This window comes from Streptomyces sp. R44 (assembly GCF_041053105.1).
Lineage (GTDB): Bacteria > Actinomycetota > Actinomycetes > Streptomycetales > Streptomycetaceae > Streptomyces.
In genome coordinates this window covers 5,295,768-5,308,622 of record NZ_CP163444.1, presented here as the reverse complement: position 1 = coordinate 5,308,622, position 12,855 = coordinate 5,295,768, and the positions used below count along the sequence as shown (strand labels likewise).

The window sequence follows — 12,855 nt, the reverse complement described above, 5'->3', positions numbered from 1 at the left end:
TGGACGCATGAAGCGGACCGTCCTACGTTCGTGACATGCCTTCCGCCAGTACCAAGGCGGCCGCCACCACCGCGTCCGCCGACACCCGCCTCTCCCCCGGTGCCCCCGGCTACCGCCGGACGAGCCTCGCGCTCTTCGCCGCCGGACTGGCCACCTTCGCCCTCCTCTACTCCACGCAGGCCCTCCTCCCGGCCATCTCGGCCGAGTTCGGCGCCACCGCCTCCGCCGCCTCCTGGACGGTCTCCGCCGCGACCGGCGCCCTCGCCCTCTGCGTCCTGCCGCTCAGCGCCCTCTCGGAGCGCTTCGGGCGGCGCGCGATGATGACGGCCTCCCTCTCCGTCGCGGTCGCCGTGGCCCTCCTGGTGCCGCTCGCCCCGAACCTGGAGTCGCTGATCGCGCTCCGCGCGGTCCAGGGCGCCGCGCTCGCGGGCCTCCCGGCCTCGGCGATGGCCTACCTCGCCGAGGAAGTGCGGCCCAAGGCGCTGGTCGCCGCGATCGGCCTCTTCGTGGCGGGCAACTCGATCGGCGGCATGAGCGGCCGGCTCGTGACCGGCTGGGTCTCCCAGCTGTGGGGCTGGCGCGCGGGTCTGGCCGCCGTCGGCCTGACCTCCCTGGTGTGCGCGCTCGCCTTCCGGGCGCTGCTCCCGAAGGCCCGGCACTTCACCCCCGGCACGCTGAACCCGAAGGCGCTCGCCCGGACCGTCCGGGGGCACCTCGCCGACCCGCTGCTGATGCGGCTGTACGTGATCGGCGCGCTGTTCATGACGGTCTTCGGCGCGGTGTACACGGTGATCGGCTACCGCCTGGTGGAGGCCCCGTTCTCGCTGCCGCAGGGCGTGATCGGCTCGATCTTCCTGATCTACCTGGTCGGTACGGTCTCCTCGGCCGCGGCCGGCAAGCTGGTCGGCCGTCTCGGCCGGCGCGGCGCGCTGTACCTGGCGGTGTCCACGACGGCGGCGGGCCTGCTGTGCTCGCTGTCCGACTCGCTCGCCCTGGTCCTCGTGGGCCTGGTCCTGATCACCGCCGGTTTCTTCGCGGGCCACGCGGTCGCCTCCTCCTCGGTGAGCCGCACGGCGAAGACGGGCCGCGCGCAGGCCTCGGCGCTCTACCAGTCGGCGTACTACCTGGGCAGCAGCGCGGGCGGCACGCTCGGCGCGATCGCCTTCCACGCCGGCGGCTGGGCCGGTACCGTCCTGATCGGCCTGGTCGCGGTCCTCGGGGTCGTCTCGGTCACCCTGTACGGCTCGCACAGCGCGCGCGTCGAGGCGCGGCGTCTGCACCCGGCGGCGGCGTAGGCGGTCTCCCGCTGCGGGCCTGCAACCGTCAAACTCCCCCTTACGTCCTCAAGTACAGGGACTCAAGGGGGAGTTGACGATCATGAAAAGAATCTCGCGGCTCGTAGGCAGAAGGGCGGGCATCGCCGCCGGCATCACGTCGCTCGTGGTGCCGATGACGATCGCGCTCGGTACGGCCCCGGCGCAGGCGGCGTCCTGCAACGTGACGACGGGGCCGTACCAGAAGCAGGTGGAGAAGTTCCTCGGACGGCCGGTCGACGGGCGCCAGTCGCTCGCCGACTGTCAGGCCATCCAGGCCTTCCAGGCCAAGCACGGCATCACCCCGACCGTGGGGTACGCCGGACCGGTCACCTGGCGCACCATGAACACGATGCTCCAGCAGAGGGCGGCCGGCACCAACCCCAACCGGGCGGGCACCTGCCCGACCAACCGGGGCCGGATCGCCTGCGTCGACCTGACCCGCCAGCTCAGCTGGATCCAGGACGGCTCGCGCCTCAAGTACGGGCCGGTTCCGGTCCGTACGGGCAAGGACGGCACCGAGACCCGTACCGGCTCCAAGAAGATCTACTGGCGGAACATCAACCACTGGTCGACGCTCTACCACGTCTCCATGCCGTACTCGCAGTTCTTCGACGGCGGCCAGGCCTTCCACTCGACCACCAAGTCCATGTGGAACCCGCCGGGCTCCGGCGGCTGCGTCAACATGACGCCGAGGGACGCGAAAGCGTACTGGAATCTGCTCAGGAACGGCGACGACGTCTTCGTCTACGGCCGCAAGCCGGGAACCTGACCCCGGCTGTCGGTCCGCTGAGGTAGCTTCCCTCTCACCGGCACCGAACGGGTGCCGGTGAGGGGTGAGTGGGGTGTGGACCCGATGAGCGATGCCGCGACGGCGACGACCGAGGAACTCGACAAGTACCGCAGGGAGCTGACCGGTTACTGCTACCGGATGCTCGGTTCCTCCTTCGAGGCGGAGGACGCGGTGCAGGACACGATGGTCCGCGCCTGGAAGGCCATCGACTCCTTCGAGGGCCGCTCCTCGCTGCGGTCCTGGCTGTACCGGATCGCCACCAACGTCTGCCTGGACGCGCTGAACGCGGGGAACAGAAGGGCGCGCCCGATGGATCTGACCTCCCCGACGCCCGTCGCTCAGGCTCAGCTCGTGAAGCAGCCCGAGATCACCTGGCTGGAGCCGATCCCCGACGGGCGGGTGCTGCCCACGGCGGGCGATCCGGCGGAGACGGCGCTGTCCCGCGAGTCCGTACGGCTCGCGTTCGTGGCCGCGCTCCAGCACCTGCCGCCCAAGCAGCGGGCCGTGCTCATCCTGCGCGAGGTCCTCGCCTGGAAGGCGAGCGAGGTCGCCGAGCTCCTCGGCACCTCCGTCGCCTCGGTCAACAGCGCCCTCCAGCGCGCCCGCGCGACCCTCGCCGAGCAGGCCCCGGCGGCCTCCGACCCGGCGAACCCGCTGGACGAGGAGCAGCAGGCGCTCCTGGAGCGCTACGTCGCCGCGTTCGAGGGCTACGACATGAAGGCGCTGACGGCGCTCCTCCACGAGGACGCGACGATGTCCATGCCGCCGTACGACCTGTGGCTGCGGGGCCACGACGACATCGTGGGCTGGATGCTGGGCGTCGGCGACGTGTGCCGGGGCTCGAAGCTGGTCGCCACCGTGGCGAACGGCTCCCCGGCCTTCGCGCACTACCACCCGGACCCGGCGGGCGGCTTCAGCCCCTGGGCGCTGATCGTCCTGGAGCTGCGGGACGGCAAGGTCGGCGGAATGGACTTCTTCCTGGACACGGAGCGCTGGTTCCCGCTCTTCGACCTGCCGGCGCGGCTAGAGGCCTAGCGTTTCGGCCAGGCCGGTGAGGTGGAGCAGGGTCCGTAGTCCGGGTCCTGCTCCCTCGAAGCGGATGCGGTGGCCACGGCGGCTCGCGGCGAGTTTCAGGCGCGCGAGGGCGTCGACGGCGGTGAGGTCGGCGCCGGTGAGCGCGCCGACCTCACAGACGACCTCGCCCGGCGGGGCGGCGGCGAGCTCGGCGCAGAGCCGGGCGACGTCCTCCGGGCCGGGGCGGGCGGGCAGGGTCATGACGAGGGGCTGGCTGGTGTCCACACCGGGGAGACCGCCCGGGCGCACGGAACTCATCGCTACGCTCTCGATCATGACTCTTGAGCCTGTCGAACTGGTGATCTTCGACTGTGACGGTGTTCTGGTGGACAGCGAGCGGATCTACTGCCGGGTGGACCGGGAGGTGTTCGCCTCCCTCGGTGCGACGTTCACCGAGGCGGAGATGGCCGAGTTCTTCGTCGGCTCCTCGCACGAGATGCTCACGGCGATCGTCGAGGAGCGGCGGGGCCGGCCGCTCGAACCCGGCTGGCAGGCCCCCTTCAGGCAGCGGTACGAGGACGCGCTGGACGCCGAGCTGACGGCCGTGGAGGGCGTCACGGACGTCCTGGACAGCCTGGCCGTCCCGTACTGCCTCGCCTCCAACGGCAGCCACGGCAGCATCCGGAAGAACCTGGGCCGGGCGGGACTGCTCGACCGCTTCGAGGGTCGGGTGTTCAGCGCCCGTGACGTCGCCCGCGCCAAGCCCGCCCCGGACCTGTTCCTGCACGCGGCGGCCACGATGGGCGTGCCGCCGGAGCGCTGCGCGGTCGTCGAGGACAGCCCGTACGGCGTCCAGGCCGCCCGCGCGGCCGGCATGCGCGCCTTCGGCTACTGCGGGGGCCTGACGCGGGCGGACCGCCTGATGGGCCCGCGCACGGTGGTCTTCGACCACATGCGGGAGCTGCCGGGGCTGCTCGGGGAGCCGGTGTAGTCCTCGCACCGGCTCCCGTCGCCGTCCCGGACCTCAGGCGATGCGGTCGAGGACGATCGGGTTCGGGGTGAACTCCGTGCCCGGAGCCGCGATGTCCCACGTGGCCGTCAGCGACTTCAGGGCGTAGTCGAACTTCTCCGGGGTGTCCGTGTGGAGGGTGAGCAGCGGCTGGCCCGCCGTCACCGTGTCGCCCGGCTTCGCGTGGAGCTCGACGCCCGCGCCCGCCTGCACCGGGTCCTCCTTGCGGGCGCGGCCCGCGCCCAGGCGCCAGGCGGCGATGCCGATGTCGTAGGCGTCGAGGCGGGTCAGGACACCGGTCGACGGGGCCGTGACGACGTGCTGCTCGCGGGCGACCGGGAGGGTCGCGTCCGGGTCGCCGCCCTGGGCCGCGATCATCCGGCGCCAGACGTCCATGGCCGAGCCGTCCGCGAGGGCCTTCGCCGGGTCGGCGTCCTTGATGCCGGCGGCGGCGAGCATCTCGGCCGCGAGGGCGACCGTCAGGTCGACGACGTCCTTCGGGCCGCCGCCCGCGAGGACCTCGACCGACTCGCGGACCTCCAGGGCGTTGCCCGCGGTGAGGCCGAGCGGGGTCGCCATGTCGGTGAGGAGCGCGACCGTCTTCACGCCGCTGTCCGTGCCGAGACCGACCATCGTCCGCGCCAGCTCGCGCGCGTCCTCGATGTTCTTCATGAAGGCGCCGGTGCCGACCTTGACGTCGAGGACCAGGGAGCCGGTGCCTTCGGCGATCTTCTTCGACATGATCGACGAGGCGATCAGCGGGATCGCCTCGACCGTGCCCGTCACGTCGCGGAGCGCGTACAGCTTCTTGTCGGCGGGGGCCAGGCCGTCGCCCGCCGCGCAGATGACCGCGCCCGTGGTGTCGAGGACGTGCAGCATCTCCTCGTTGGACAGCAGCGCGCGCCAGCCCGGGATGGACTCCAGCTTGTCGAGGGTGCCGCCGGTGTGGCCGAGGCCGCGGCCGGAGAGCTGCGGCACGGCCGCGCCGCAGGCGGCGACGAGCGGGGCGAGCGGGAGGGTGATCTTGTCGCCGACTCCGCCGGTGGAGTGCTTGTCGGCGGTCGGGCGGGAGAGGGAGTCGAAGTTCATGCGCTCGCCAGACGCGATCATCGCGGCGGTCCAGCGGGCGATCTCCGCGCGGTTCATGCCGTTGAGCAGGATGGCCATGGCCAGGGCGGACATCTGCTCGTCGGCGACCTCGCCGCGGGTGTACGCGTCGATGACCCAGTCGATCTGCTCGGGGCTCAGCTCGCCCTTGTCCCGCTTGGTGCGGATGACGGAGATGACGTCCATGGTGGTGCCTCTTTCTACGCGCATAGAGGGGGAAAGGGGGAGCGACCCTTCCATGGTGGCGGAAGGGCCGCTCAGGTCGCGGCCGCGAAATCCCGTCGTCTGCCCGAAGGGCAGGGGCCGCGACCTCGTGCTACTTCGCGAGGTGGTCAGGGCCGAAGGCCTGCGGGAGCATCTCCGCCAGGGTCAGGAACCCGGCCGGGGTCTCCAGGACGAGCTCGGGGCCCCCGAACTCGTGGAGGAGCTGCCGGCAGCGCCCGCACGGGACCAGGGACTCGCCGCGGCCGTCCACGCACACGAAGTGCGTGAGCCGGCCGCCGCCGGTCGCCTGGAGCTGCGAGACGAGCCCGCACTCGGCGCACAGGCCGAGGCCGAAGGAGGCGTTCTCCACGTTGCAGCCGGAGATCACCCGCCCGTCGTCCACGAGGGCCGCCGCGCCGACCGGATAGCCCGAGTACGGGGCGTACGCGTGGGACATCGCCTCGCGGGCGGTCTCCCGGAGCAGGTCCCAGTCGGGCTTCGCAGCGGCGGGCGTCACTTGCCCTCGCCCTTGCGGTACGGCAGACCGTCCGCCTTCGGCATCCGCAGGCGCTGCGCCGAGAGGGCGAGCACGAGCAGGGTGGTGACGTACGGGGCGGCGTCGACGAACTGGCTCGGGACCTCGTCGGTGACGAAGTACCAGATGAAGAAGCCGGCGGAGAAGATCGCGGAGGCGACCGCGGAGAAGTACTTCTTCTTGTACAGCTGCCACGCGGCGGCGATCACCAGGAGCACCGCGACGAGCAGCAGCAGCGCGTGGACGTTCTCGGCGCCGCCACGGATCTTGAGGCTGTCGGTGAAGCCGAAGAGGCCCGCGCCGAGCGCCATGCCGCCGGGCATCCAGTTGCCGAAGATCATCGCGGCGAGACCGATGTAACCGCGGCCGCCGGTCTGGCCCTCCTGGTAGATGCCGGTGGAGACGATCGCGAGGAAGGCGCCGCCGAGGCCGGCGAGACCGCCGGAGACGACGACGGCGATGTACTTGTACTTGTAGACGTTGACGCCCAGCGACTCGGCCGCGACCGGGTTCTCACCGCAGGAGCGCAGGCGCAGGCCGAAGGACGTGCGCCAGAGCAGCCACCAGGTGGCCGGGATGAGCAGGGCGGCCACGATCGTCAGCAGCGACAGGTGGGTGACCAGGCCGCCGAGGATGCCGGCGAGGTCCGAGATCAGGAACCAGTGCTTCTGCTGGAGGTCGATCAGCCAGTCCGAGAGTCCCGGGATGGTGATGTCGGTGATCTTGTCGATGCGCGGGGACTGCTTGGAGGAGCCGCCCTCGGCCTCGGCGAAGGTGAAGTTCGACAGGTACTGGGTGAAGCCGACCGCGAGGATGTTGATCGCCACACCGGAGACGATGTGGTTCACGTTGAACGTGACCGTGATGATCGCGTGCAGCAGACCGCCGACAGCGCCGCCGAGGATGCCGACGACGACACCCGTCCACGGGCCCCACTGGTAGCCGGCCCAGGCGCCGAACCAGGTGCCGAGGATCATCATGCCTTCGAGGCCGATGTTCACGACGCCCGCGCGCTCGGCCCACAGACCGCCGAGACCGGCCATGGCGATCGGCACGGCGAGCTGGAGCGCGCCGGAGATCTGGCCGACGGAGGTGAGGTCGTCGGCCCCGGAGACCGCGCGGACGAACGAGAAGAGGACGAGGCCGGCCGCGACGATCAGCAGGATCCAGGGCCAGGTCAGCTTGCGGCGTCCGGCCTTCTTGGGCGCGGCGCTCGGCTTGGCGACGGTGCCGGTGCTCATGCCGAGACCTCCTTGTCGGTCTTGATGGCGCCGCCGGCGGCGAGCTCCTCGCCGACCTTCTGCTGCTGGCGGCGGGTGCCGTAACGGCGGACGAGCTCGTAGGAGACGACCACGGCGATCACGATGATGCCCTGCATGATCTGCGTGATCTCCTTCGGGTACCCCGCGATGTCCAGGCTGGAGGACGCCTTCTCGAGGAACGCGAAGAGCAGGGCGGCGAAGAGGATGCCGACCGGGTGGTTGCGGCCGAGCAGGGCGACGGTGATGGCGGTGAAGCCGACGCCGACCGGGAACGCGAGGCTGTACGTGTGCGACTCGCCGAGCAGGATCGGCATGCCGGCCAGACCGGCGAGGCCACCCGAGATCAGCATCGCGGTGAGGATCATCTTCTTGGCGTCGACGCCGCTGGCCTGGGCCGCGGACTCGCTCTCACCGGTGGCGCGCAGGTCGAAGCCGAAGCGGGTGCGGTTGATGACGAACCAGTAGACGACGCCGAGCGCCAGCGCGACGAAGGTGAAGCCGTAGATCTCACCGCCGTCGCCCATGTCGATGCCGGGGAACCAGCCGGACTCGGGGATCTGACCGGTGGTGAGGTCGTTGGAGCCGGCGGGCTGGACGCCGAAGTTCTTCGGGAGGATCAGCCAGGCCACCAGGGAGGTGGTGATGGCGTTGAGCATGATCGTGGAGACGACCTCGGAGACACCGCGGGTGGTCTTCAGGATGCCCGCGATACCGGCCCAGATCGCACCGGTCGCGATGGCCACGACCACGATCAGCAGGATGTGCAGCGGACCGGGCAGGTCGACGGCCGCGCCGACCAGCGCCGAGACCATCGCGGCGAGGCGGTACTGGCCCTCGACGCCGATGTTGAAGAGGTTCATCCGGAAGCCGATGGCCACACCCAGGGCCGCCAGATAGAGGATTCCGGTGTAGTTGACGATCAGGACCTGGACGTCGGAGTACCCGGCGTTCTCGATCATCAGACGGATCGGCTCGATCGGGTCGAGGCCCGTCGCGAGCAGCACCAGGACGGTGAGCACGAAGGACGAGACCAGCGCGAGCACGGGGCCTGCGGCCCCGATGATCAGCTTGTCCTTGTCGATCTTCTTCATCGGGCGTCACCGTCTTCGGGCTGCTCTTCGGTGCCTTCGAGCCGGCCGGTGGCCGCGCCGGTCATGGCGGATCCCAGCTGCTCGGGCGTGATGGTGGCGGGGTCGGCGTCGGCGACCAGCTTGCCGCGGTACATGACCCGGAGGGTGTCGGAGAGGCCGATCAGCTCGTCGAGGTCGGCGGAGATCAGCAGCACCGCGAGGCCCGCGCGGCGGGCGTCCCGGATCGCGTCCCAGATCTGCGCCTGCGCTCCGACGTCCACACCGCGGGTGGGGTGGGCGGCGATCAGGAACTTGGGGTTGTGGCTCATCTCGCGGCCGACGATCAGCTTCTGCTGGTTGCCGCCGGAGAGGGAGGACGCGGTGACGTCGATGCCGGGCGTGCGGACGTCGTACTCGCGCACGATCCGCTCGGTGTCCTTGCGGGCGGCCTTCGGGTCGAGGATGCCGCGCTTGGAGTTGGGCGCCTCGGTGACGTGGCCGAGGATGCGGTTCTCCCAGAGGGGGGCCTCCAGGAGCAGGCCGTGGCGGTGGCGGTCCTCGGGGATGTAGCCGATGCCGCCCTCGCGGCGCTTGCGCACGGAGACCTTGGAGATGTCCTCGCCGTCGAGGGTGATGACACCCGCGTCGGGGGTGGACATGCCCATCAGGGCCTCGATGAGCTCGGTCTGGCCGTTGCCCTCGACGCCGGCGATGCCGAGGATCTCGCCCTTGTGGATGGTGAGCGAGACGTCGTCGAGGAGCTTGCGGCCGACCTCGGCGGATTCGTGCACGTAGGTGTCCATCGGGGACACCATGCGGGCGGCGGACACCTGGGGGACTGCCGTGATGCCGCTCTCGACCAGCGTCAGGTTCTCGACCTTCAGCATGGGGATGTCCGTGACCGTCGACTCGCGGGTCTCCGGAGAGGGCAGCTCGCTGCCGACCATCAGCTCGGCGAGCTGCTTGGTGGTGGCGGTCTTCGGGTCGGCGGTGCCGACCGTGGTGCCCCGGCGGATGACGGTGATGTCGTCGGCGACCTTCAGGACCTCGCCCAGCTTGTGCGAGATGAAGATGACCGTGAGGCCCTCGGACTTGAGCTCGCGCAGGTTGTCGAAGAGCGCGTCGACCTCCTGCGGGACGAGCACGGCGGTCGGCTCGTCGAGGATGAGGATCCGGGCGCCGCGGTAGAGGACCTTGAGGATCTCCACGCGCTGCCGGTCGGCGACGCCGAGGTCCTCGACGAGGGCGTCGGGGCGGACCCCGAGGCCGTACGCGTCGGAGATCTCCTTGATCTTCTTCCGCGCCTTGGCGCCGATGCCGTAGAGCTTCTCGCCGCCGAGGACGACGTTCTCCAGGACGGTGAGGTTGTCGGCGAGCATGAAGTGCTGGTGCACCATGCCGATGCCGCGCGCGATGGCGTCACCGGGGCTGGAGAAGGTGACCTGCTCGCCGTCGACGGCGATCGTGCCCTCGTCCGGCTTCTGCATGCCGTAGAGGATCTTCATGAGGGTCGACTTGCCGGCGCCGTTCTCGCCGATGAGGGCGTGCACGGTGCCCTTGCGGACCGTGATGGCGATGTCCTTGTTGGCGACGACGCCGGGGAATCGCTTGGTGATGCCGTGCAGTTCTACGGCAGGGGGGCTGGACGCGTTGATGACGCACTCTCCTTGGCCGGAAGGAGTGGGAGCGGGAGGGCAGGGCGGGGCGAAGTTATCGTGCCAGGGAGACATCTACACGCGTAGCGCTGCCGAAAAATGAAAACCCGTACGGGAATGGGGCCGAGGCCCGGGTCCGGTGGGGGTGCCACCGGACGCCGGGCCCGGGCTCAGGTCGTGACCTGGGTGTCCTTACGGAGCGGTCTTGACCGTGATCTTGCCGTCGACGATGTCCTTCTTCGCCTTGTCCACCGCGGCGATGAGGTCCGTCATCTTCATGTACGCCGGGTTGGAGTCGGCCAGGCCGACGCCGTTGGTGGCGAGGCCGTAGCGGATCTCACCGGTCTGCGGCTTGCCGTCCTTGACCGACTTGATCACGTTGAAGACCGAGCCGGAGACGTCCTTGGTGACCGAGGTCAGGATGTGGTCCTTGTACGAGGCCAGACCCGCCTGGTTGTACTGGTCGGAGTCGACGCCGATGGCCCACTTGCCCGCGGTGGCGGTGGCCTCGATGGCACCGGCGCCGGCGAGACCGGCGGCGGCGTAGATCACGTCGGCGCCCTTGTCGAGCTGGCCCTGCGCGGCGGCCTTGCCGAGGTCGGGCTTCGAGAAGCCGTCGAAGTTCGGCGGCTGGGTCAGGTACTGGGTGAGCACCTTCGCCTTGGGGTTGGTGTCCTTGACGCCCTGGGTGAAGCCCGCCTCGAACTTCTTGATCAGCGGAACCTCGACACCGCCGATGAAGCCGACCGTGCCGGACTTGGACGCCTTGGCGGCGGCGACGCCGGCCAGGTAGGAGCCCTGCTCCTCGTTGAAGACGAGGTTGGCGATGTTCGGGGCGGTCACCGAGGTGTCGTCGATGAGGCCGAACGTGGTCTTCGGGAAGGACTTGGCGACCTTCGCGATGGCCGGGGCGTAGGAGAAGCCGACGCCGATGACCGGGTTGTTGCCGGCGCGGGCGAGGGAGGTCAGACGCGCGACCTTGTCGGCGTCGCTCTCACCCTGCGACGGCTCGGCCTCGGAGCCCTTGACACCGAGCTCCTTCTCGGCCTTCTGCAGGCCGGCGAAGGCGGCGTCGTTGAACGACTGGTCGCCGCGGCCGCCGATGTCGTACGCGATGGCGGCCTTGACGGCGCCCGCGGTCGAGCTGGAGCTGGAGCTCGTGTCGTTCGACGACTTGCCGCACGCGGTGACGGACAGGGCGAGCGCCGCGGAGGCGATGCCCACGGTCGTGATCCTGGTGATCCGGCGCAAGAGGAGGGTCCCTTCAAGACTGACCGAAAGCGCCTCTTCCGGCGCTGGTTTCGCGGCGATCGTAACGCGCGTAGATGTCAGTTAAAGACCCGTTCATGAGTCGTTATCGGATCGTCGCGAACCGGCCGACGGAGGCGACCGGGGGCGTTCGGCCCGGTACCGCCGGTTATACCGCGGACGCGGGGTGCCCGGACAGGGCGCGGGAGGCGACGCGCCGGGCGCTGGGCCGGACGTGGGACGGCGGTGGGCCGGACGGACGAGCGAGCGTGTTCGAGGCGGTTCTCGGCCTTCGTACGGCGCCGGTCACGTCCGTCCGGCGCCGTTCCCCGTCTCCGTCCGGCCGGAAATCAGCGCTCGGGCGTCCCGTCGAGCAGGGCCGCCGCCGTGAAGAGCTCCACCCCGGCGTCGATGCACCGCTCGTCCACGTCGAAGTCGCCGGCGTGCAGGTCACGGACCCGGGTGTCGCCGGGGGTGCGGACGCCGAGACGGGCCATGGCGCCGGGGACGTGCTCCAGGTACCAGGAGAAGTCCTCGCCGCCGAGGCTCTGCTCGGTGTCCTCGATCGCGTGCGTGCCCCGGCGGGCCGTCATGGCGTCGTGCAGCAGTTCGGTGACGAGCGGGTCGTTCACGACCGGGGGGACGCCGCGGACGTACGTGACGGTCGACTTGGCCCGGTGCAGGGCGGCGACCTCGTCGATGGCCGCGTGGACCAGGTCGGGCGCCTCCCGCCAGGTCGGCAGGTCGAGGCAGCGGACGGTGCCGGAGAGGGCGGCGTGCTGCGGGATGACGTTGGGCGCGTGGCCGGCCTCGATGCGGCCCCAGGTGACCGAGAGGCCCGAGCGGGCGTCGACGCGGCGGGCGAGGACGGCGGGGACGTCGGTGGCGACCCGGGCGGCGGCGGTGACGAGGTCGGTGGTGAGGTGCGGGCGGGCGGTGTGGCCGCCGGGGCCGTCGAGGGTGATCTCCAGGCGGTCGCAGGCGGAGGTGATGGGGCCCACCCGGAGCCCGATCTTCCCGGCGTCGACGCGGGGGTCGCAGTGGACGGCGATGATCCGGCCGACGCCGTCCAGGACGCCGGCCTCGACGGCGTCGGCGGCGCCGCCGGGCAGGACCTCCTCGGCGGGCTGGAAGATCAGCCGTACGGCGTTCGGCAGCAGGCCGCGGCGGTCGAGCTCGGCGAGGACGAGGCCGGCGCCGAGGACGGTGGTGGTGTGGACGTCGTGTCCGCAGGCGTGGGCGCGGTTGGCCACGGTGGAGCGGTAGGCGACGGTCTTGACGTCGGGGATGGGCAGCGCGTCGAGGTCGGCGCGGATCGCGAGCATGGACCGGCCGGGGTCCCGGGTGCCGATGTCACAGATGAGTCCCGTGCCCGCCGGAAGGACCTTCGGCGCGAGGCCGGCCGCCTCCAGGCGGGCCTTGAGCGCGGCGGTCGTACGGAACTCCTGGTTGCCGAGCTCGGGGTGCATGTGCAAGTCCCTGCGGAAGGCGACGAGTTCGGCGCGCAGGGAGTCGGACAGCGTTCCGGGCAGGGTGACGGAGTCTGGCTCACGGGACTTCAACTGGTTCACCCTTTGAAGGGTAGGCCCGTGGAGAGGTCAACTGCCCGTTGATCACGAAAAGTTCAGCCCCTTAGGGGAAAGAA

At 70.6% G+C, this 12,855-nt stretch carries 12 protein-coding genes; 4 read left to right on the top strand and 8 right to left on the bottom strand.

The genetic code is table 11. The features are described from left to right. Positions 1-35: 35 nt before the first annotated feature. The 3 genes from AB5J54_RS24840 (at position 36) to AB5J54_RS24830 (ending at position 3,141) form a co-directional block, all read left to right on the top strand. Complete coding sequence (locus AB5J54_RS24840) at positions 36-1,295, top strand: MFS transporter (RefSeq protein WP_369146110.1); 1,260 nt, start codon at positions 36-38, stop codon at positions 1,293-1,295. An 82-nt stretch (positions 1,296-1,377) separates the two neighbouring features. After that, a complete protein-coding gene (locus AB5J54_RS24835; protein ID WP_369146109.1) occupies positions 1,378-2,085 on the top strand; it encodes a L,D-transpeptidase family protein in 708 nt (235 codons plus the stop codon). A gap of 84 nt (positions 2,086-2,169) precedes the next feature. Continuing rightward, positions 2,170-3,141: a sigma-70 family RNA polymerase sigma factor gene (locus tag AB5J54_RS24830; RefSeq protein WP_369146108.1), complete on the top strand. Its 972-nt coding sequence runs from the start codon at positions 2,170-2,172 to the stop codon at positions 3,139-3,141. On the opposite strand, the gene AB5J54_RS24825 is transcribed toward AB5J54_RS24830, so the two are convergent. Then, complete coding sequence (locus AB5J54_RS24825) at positions 3,130-3,456, bottom strand: STAS domain-containing protein (protein ID WP_369146107.1); 327 nt, start codon at positions 3,454-3,456, stop codon at positions 3,130-3,132. The two genes, AB5J54_RS24830 and AB5J54_RS24825, sit on opposite strands and share 12 nt — an antisense overlap. On the opposite strand from AB5J54_RS24825, the gene AB5J54_RS24820 reads away from it, so the two are divergent. Next, the gene (locus AB5J54_RS24820) at positions 3,455-4,111 is read left to right on the top strand and encodes an HAD family hydrolase (RefSeq protein ID WP_369146106.1); all 657 of its coding nucleotides are present in this window, start codon (positions 3,455-3,457) and stop codon (positions 4,109-4,111) included. The genes AB5J54_RS24825 and AB5J54_RS24820 overlap by 2 nt on opposite strands. A 33-nt stretch (positions 4,112-4,144) precedes the next feature. On the opposite strand, the gene AB5J54_RS24815 is transcribed toward AB5J54_RS24820, so the two are convergent. The 7 genes from AB5J54_RS24815 to AB5J54_RS24785 form a co-directional block, all read right to left on the bottom strand. Beyond that, positions 4,145-5,422, bottom strand: coding sequence for a thymidine phosphorylase (locus AB5J54_RS24815; RefSeq protein WP_369146105.1), 1,278 nt, complete (start codon positions 5,420-5,422; stop codon positions 4,145-4,147). Positions 5,423-5,552: 130 nt separating this feature from the next. After that, the gene (locus tag AB5J54_RS24810) at positions 5,553-5,957 is read right to left on the bottom strand and encodes a cytidine deaminase (RefSeq protein ID WP_369146104.1); all 405 of its coding nucleotides are present in this window, start codon (positions 5,955-5,957) and stop codon (positions 5,553-5,555) included. After that, positions 5,954-7,216, bottom strand: a complete 1,263-nt coding sequence (locus AB5J54_RS24805; protein ID WP_369146103.1) for an ABC transporter permease — start codon at positions 7,214-7,216, stop codon at positions 5,954-5,956. The genes AB5J54_RS24810 and AB5J54_RS24805 overlap by 4 nt, the downstream gene beginning before the upstream one ends. Further along, the gene (locus AB5J54_RS24800; RefSeq protein WP_369146102.1) at positions 7,213-8,328 is read right to left on the bottom strand and encodes an ABC transporter permease; all 1,116 of its coding nucleotides are present in this window, start codon (positions 8,326-8,328) and stop codon (positions 7,213-7,215) included. Before AB5J54_RS24800 ends, AB5J54_RS24805 begins: the two co-directional genes overlap by 4 nt. Continuing rightward, positions 8,325-10,037, bottom strand: a complete 1,713-nt coding sequence (locus AB5J54_RS24795; RefSeq protein ID WP_369146101.1) for an ABC transporter ATP-binding protein — start codon at positions 10,035-10,037, stop codon at positions 8,325-8,327. Before AB5J54_RS24795 ends, AB5J54_RS24800 begins: the two co-directional genes overlap by 4 nt. Before the next feature lie 117 nt (positions 10,038-10,154). Continuing rightward, positions 10,155-11,213, bottom strand: coding sequence for a BMP family protein (locus tag AB5J54_RS24790; protein ID WP_369146100.1), 1,059 nt, complete (start codon positions 11,211-11,213; stop codon positions 10,155-10,157). Between the two features lie 347 nt (positions 11,214-11,560). Beyond that, positions 11,561-12,781, bottom strand: a complete 1,221-nt coding sequence (locus AB5J54_RS24785) for an amidohydrolase (protein ID WP_369146099.1) — start codon at positions 12,779-12,781, stop codon at positions 11,561-11,563. Between the last annotated feature and the right edge of the window lie 74 nt (positions 12,782-12,855).

Coding starts and splice junctions, on each gene's coding strand:
- AB5J54_RS24840 (WP_369146110.1), top strand. CDS start 36: ATGCCTTCCGCCAGTACCAAGGCGGCCGCCACCACCGCGTCCGCCGAC.
- AB5J54_RS24835 (WP_369146109.1), top strand. CDS start 1,378: ATGAAAAGAATCTCGCGGCTCGTAGGCAGAAGGGCGGGCATCGCCGCC.
- AB5J54_RS24830 (WP_369146108.1), top strand. CDS start 2,170: ATGAGCGATGCCGCGACGGCGACGACCGAGGAACTCGACAAGTACCGC.
- AB5J54_RS24820 (WP_369146106.1), top strand. CDS start 3,455: ATGACTCTTGAGCCTGTCGAACTGGTGATCTTCGACTGTGACGGTGTT.
- AB5J54_RS24825 (WP_369146107.1), bottom strand. CDS start 3,456: ATGATCGAGAGCGTAGCGATGAGTTCCGTGCGCCCGGGCGGTCTCCCC.
- AB5J54_RS24815 (WP_369146105.1), bottom strand. CDS start 5,422: ATGGACGTCATCTCCGTCATCCGCACCAAGCGGGACAAGGGCGAGCTG.
- AB5J54_RS24805 (WP_369146103.1), bottom strand. CDS start 7,216: ATGAGCACCGGCACCGTCGCCAAGCCGAGCGCCGCGCCCAAGAAGGCC.
- AB5J54_RS24800 (WP_369146102.1), bottom strand. CDS start 8,328: ATGAAGAAGATCGACAAGGACAAGCTGATCATCGGGGCCGCAGGCCCC.
- AB5J54_RS24795 (WP_369146101.1), bottom strand. CDS start 10,037: ATGTCTCCCTGGCACGATAACTTCGCCCCGCCCTGCCCTCCCGCTCCC.